The sequence below is a fragment of the Mycobacterium sp. 1245852.3 genome, assembly GCF_001669335.1.
Classification (GTDB): Bacteria; Actinomycetota; Actinomycetes; order Mycobacteriales; family Mycobacteriaceae; genus Mycobacterium; species Mycobacterium europaeum_A.
This window is the reverse complement of record NZ_LZLL01000038.1, coordinates 1-4,208: the sequence shown is the minus strand read 5'-3', so window position 1 is coordinate 4,208 and position 4,208 is coordinate 1. Positions and strand designations below refer to the sequence as shown.

The window sequence follows — 4,208 nt, the reverse complement described above, 5'->3', positions numbered from 1 at the left end:
GTCAACGTACGACTTTCACGCAATGATAGAGAACTTGAGTCTTGGCCGTCTATGGACAAAGAAAAATTGTCCAAAATCACGCCTTTTCTAGCACGATGAACAACTGCGAAACTTCGCTTTTGCCCCTGTAGGTCAACACCCGGCAAGGCCTTCCTATGGACGATATGCCGATACGTTTGGCCGCTCAAAGTTAAAGTGTGTACAATCCGCGGATTTACCTGCGCTGGATTCGCGAGGCTGACGTAGGCATTAGCGATCTCTATAGGCGTATACATATCGCCGTAGTCTCGTAGGGCAATCGCAGAACGTGAAAACCCGTTCGCTTGAGAAGGTGCGGGCGGATGAATGACCGACTGACGCTTCCAGGTATCAATAAAAGCCAAAATTCGAACTTTTAGCCACAAACTGAAAAGTAGGCGGAGGGAAATCGCGGCTAAGGCCCAAGTCAACAGCTCCAAGCTCTGCCCTTTAATTGCGCGAGCAGTGGCGCCATCTATCACGTTCATATCAACGAGCCGTAATCGAATCTGTAAAAAGCAGCCGAGCGATGCTAGGGCAACGCTTGCCGCGACTAAGGCCCAACAAAATACACCGCCAAGGAAACTGTGCTTTGCTCGCTTATAACCTGTACCGAATGCAAAACGATAGTCGGCCCCTGGTCGGTCTGTTGAGTCGAAAGAGACCCTTGATTTGAGGTGCTCTTCCAGCGGCTCGGTGCAAATTCGCTCAGACATAAGCTCTAGCCCCGGCATCCATAGGCGACATCCAATCTAGAACAGGGCCGCAGAGCGAGTAGGGAAGTTAGCGTCATGCCTCGAAAGGTTCTACGCTTAATACGACGGCGAGCCTTTCTTTCAGGATCGCTATGCCTACGCGCCCTAGCGCGGGCGTAGAACATTGAGCTGAAGCCAGTCAGCGGGTGGGCCGTGGTATCAAACGGCATCTGCCCCTGCCAACTGTGATGCCGCGCATCTATTAAAGTAGCGGCGCCCACACCGGAATCCATCTCGACGCAGACCGCCCCCCTGATGCTCGTGGCTTCTCTGGGCACCGGTTGGTCGAGCATCGCAATGTGCTGTTCAGTGTAGGTCCGCGGCCGATCTCTGGCGGCGGATCGCCTGAACTGGCTGCGTGGTGCCAATTCGTACACAATCTCCTCAGCACGATTGTCCGCCGGCATCGTGACACCGCACCGGTCATGCAGCGACCACACCTCCAGGATCTCTTGCGGTCCGTCAGTTCGATATCCTCAACTGTGTTTGGCGATGGCGGTCGTAGCGCCGCTGCAGCGTTTTGTGCTCACCTGGGTTACCAGTTTGACCCAGACGGAACCAAACCGTCGGCTTCGGACCCGGTCGATCGAGGGTGTGCATGGACAGCGACATCAAGCCCTCGCCGTCCACGAACCAGCCGATTTCCGGTATTGAACCAACGGCCCCGCTGACATATCCCATGCCAGATCGCCCTCGCGCCCTGGTTTAGGGGTCGGGCACACCGTTGCTGCGCGGTACCGCCGGCTTACGCTCGTTGTAGAGCCAGAATCCACGATAGGAGAGGAGCTCGTCGACCCGAGCGCCGTCGTCAGGTCCGGGAGTGAATTCGAGGATTGTTCCGGTCTGCGACGCGGCGTGTTCGACCACCCACCGGCGTCGGAACTTCATCGGGTAGTGCGTCCGGTTGTTGACGCGGTCATCGAGACGGACACATTCGTGCGCTTGATCTGGAATGCGCTGCTATCCGGATCACCTCCTCGCGCCTGCCATAGCATGCAATGTCGCCGGTCGGGGCGATCTGGGCCTCGAGCTGAAGCATTCTGTAGACATCGCTTTCGGCATTGGCAGAGGTTCCATACGGGGCATAACCACTGTGACTCCGTTCCAGTTCTGCCCAGGCGGTCGACTTCGCGAAAATAGCTCAGCTGCTGGGTCGGCGCCAGCTGGGTGCCGTCGGATCACCCATGCTAAGGATTCGTTGAGAGTCGCCACATCTCAGTAGGCCGTGGGAGGGGCTGTCATTCGCACCCGTCCGAAGTTGATCGAAGGAATCCGAATTCCCTACGGCGAAATTCTTTCAAGCTTTTCCAATGAGAGCTGCATTGCGTTTCCAAGTGTCTGGGTCGTGAGCACATATTCGGGCGCTATTAGGCCAACGACATTCATGACGAAGCGGGGCCAGACTTCACCGTTCCATTCAAATCGCAAATGACGCGGTGAGCCTGGCGCGGGAGCGGGAAGTACAAAGGGCTCTCGGAGAGTCTGCACGATCACGCGATCAGTTGATTCTTCGTCGAATGACGTCTGCTCAACCCGGGTTCGTTTGCCGTTCTCACCGACCAGGAAGGACTCAAGACTCGACATGTCGATCAGATCGGGGCGACTCGACCGAAGTGTGACGGCCAACGAGCCAGTCGTCTGCTGCGTTGCGAAGACTTCAAGCGTCGGAACGGCATGCACGATCCAGTTGCTGGTGATCAGTTGTGCAAGTTGGCGCATTCCCAGGTCGGAATACCGGCGTACCTGACGCGCTTCGAGACCGTAATCGGCACCGAAGTCGTTCAGCCGATCAAGGTGCGTCTCCCCGGCCGATCCAAGGCCCAGCGAATAGGCGGCGGCCTCGATCGCCCGAACATCGTCGCCAGTATCGAGCGTCTCAAGTATGCGGTGCTGAAGCCGCTGGAAGGCGATCAGCGGATCGCCTTCGCCGAGCAGTCGGCGCATGGTCGGGCAAGCGGCCATCGAGATCGCCGAGAGCCCATGTCGGGACCGGCGTGCGGCAAGAAGCTCCTTATGCACAGCGCCCGTCAGTTCATCGGGCGGTTCGCCCTCGGACACCAGACCCACCTCTGCACACTATTGCGTCGCGAGATGTCTGATGTCCGAGGGCGAGACGTCCGATGTCACTTTCGTGTCACGACAGCTCCTCGCGTGTCCTCCTAGCGTTCCTGCTGTCGGGGCATCCGCCGACATCCATCAAAGGAGGATCGCGATGAGCGAGCTAGAACGCTGGGCAAACCCCAGCAAGAGCGTCATCCCGTCACGGGACGTGCGCGCGTATAAGAAAGCCGTCGAGCAGAAAGTTCATGAGACCAAGCTTGCGGGTCTGCACGTCGACGCCGAAGCTGCCCTGGCCGGCCGCATCATGGAACGCGCCGTTGACCTGGACGGGTACCGGAAGCATCTGGCCAACGGTGACCCCGTGCTCGATGCCGTCCTGACACGGATCGAAGTCGGCTTCGTCGACAAAGCCGGTCGAATCCAGCGCCAGTTCGGTTCGGAGTTCCCGCTGTGATGTCCCCCGCGCTGGCCGTCGCCGCAGCATTCGCCAGCGGCTCAGTCATCTCCGGAGTCCTCGTTGTGGCGCTCACTCGGTCTCGCCTGTGCCCGAATCCCGAAGATCACGACCTGCGTGACGACGAGCGCGAGGAGGTGGCCTCGGAGTTCGCCGCACATGCCACATCGGTGCGCCGTGAACTCGGTCGATACGCGGACGCACTTGCCGATGGAGACACCGACCTCCGGAAACGGCTTCGCCAGATCGAGGCGGGTGTGGCGTCATGATGGAACTGGCGATCATCCTCGGCTTTATCGCCTTCTGCGGGCTCGCGGCGTATGTGCATTTCGTAGATTCCGATTCAGCCCAGCGGTCTCTCGCTCAACTCAAGACTGAGCTGACGATCGCTGACCACCGCATCAATCACGACTTCCACCATGCGCGGCGCGCCATGAACGACGCTGCCGGCCAGTCATGGCGAAATCTCGCCGGTTAGTGGGGTCTGGCATGGTGGCCGAACTGCGGGGCCCAGAAGCGTCATGACCCCCGATCCGAGTCACTGGATTAGCCGCCTGACCGGCTGGTGCTTCAGCATCCTTGCCGCGGCCGTCGCCCTCTGGTGTGCGGTCAAGGTGCTCTGCGCCATGTGGCCGACGCTAGCCACAATTGTCGGAATTGCGGCCATTCTCGTCATCATGATTCGCGTTGTTGTTTATTACACATCGCAAAAATATTGACCAAACTGCTCACGCCTACCTCTGTAAAGCCGCAGTTCAACAGGTTGAATAGCGAGTTAATAGTATTGCATAAATATCCAATTTGTTGCATAATCCAAACATGCCTTTGATTTGAAACAAAGGCTGTAATCAACGAAATCCCATTCCGAAAGGAGGACACCTATGTCTAAAACAGGAGAAATCAACTATCGCCGCGGTGAA

Annotated in this window: 8 protein-coding genes; 4 read left to right on the top strand and 4 right to left on the bottom strand. The window is 57.9% G+C overall.

Going from position 1 to position 4,208, the window contains the following annotated elements; all coding sequences use genetic code 11:
* The 4 genes from A9W96_RS31135 to A9W96_RS01535 all read right to left on the bottom strand — a co-directional run.
* The coding region (locus A9W96_RS31135; protein ID WP_156765078.1) for a hypothetical protein at positions 1–734 on the bottom strand (734 nt) is incomplete at its 3' end.
* Positions 735–1,235: 501 nt separating this feature from the next.
* On the bottom strand, positions 1,236–1,454 hold the full coding sequence (locus A9W96_RS31130) for a hypothetical protein (RefSeq protein ID WP_156765077.1): 219 nt from the start codon (positions 1,452–1,454) through the stop codon (positions 1,236–1,238).
* A 24-nt stretch (positions 1,455–1,478) separates the two neighbouring features.
* Positions 1,479–1,661 carry a hypothetical protein gene (locus tag A9W96_RS01540; protein WP_067137567.1) on the bottom strand — a complete coding sequence of 61 codons (183 nt, stop codon included), beginning with the start codon at positions 1,659–1,661 and terminating at the stop codon, positions 1,479–1,481.
* 393 nt (positions 1,662–2,054) lie between these two features.
* Positions 2,055–2,831 (bottom strand): hypothetical protein, encoded by a 777-nt coding sequence (locus tag A9W96_RS01535; protein WP_156765076.1) that lies wholly within the window; start codon positions 2,829–2,831, stop codon positions 2,055–2,057.
* Between the two features lie 154 nt (positions 2,832–2,985).
* Here A9W96_RS01535 and A9W96_RS01530 point away from each other — a divergent pair, with 154 nt between their 5' ends.
* The 4 genes from A9W96_RS01530 to A9W96_RS30000 are packed head-to-tail and all read left to right on the top strand — an operon-like array spanning position 2,986 to position 4,007.
* A complete protein-coding gene (locus tag A9W96_RS01530; protein ID WP_067137563.1) occupies positions 2,986–3,288 on the top strand; it encodes a hypothetical protein in 303 nt (100 codons plus the stop codon).
* Positions 3,288–3,557, top strand: a complete 270-nt coding sequence (locus A9W96_RS01525) for a hypothetical protein (protein ID WP_067137560.1) — start codon at positions 3,288–3,290, stop codon at positions 3,555–3,557. The genes A9W96_RS01530 and A9W96_RS01525 overlap by 1 nt, the downstream gene beginning before the upstream one ends.
* On the top strand, positions 3,554–3,766 hold the full coding sequence (locus tag A9W96_RS01520) for a hypothetical protein (protein ID WP_067137558.1): 213 nt from the start codon (positions 3,554–3,556) through the stop codon (positions 3,764–3,766). The genes A9W96_RS01525 and A9W96_RS01520 overlap by 4 nt, the downstream gene beginning before the upstream one ends.
* Before the next feature lie 43 nt (positions 3,767–3,809).
* Entirely contained in the window at positions 3,810–4,007 is a 198-nt protein-coding gene (locus tag A9W96_RS30000; RefSeq protein WP_082971997.1) for a hypothetical protein, read from the top strand.
* The last annotated feature ends 201 nt before the right edge of the window (positions 4,008–4,208 follow it).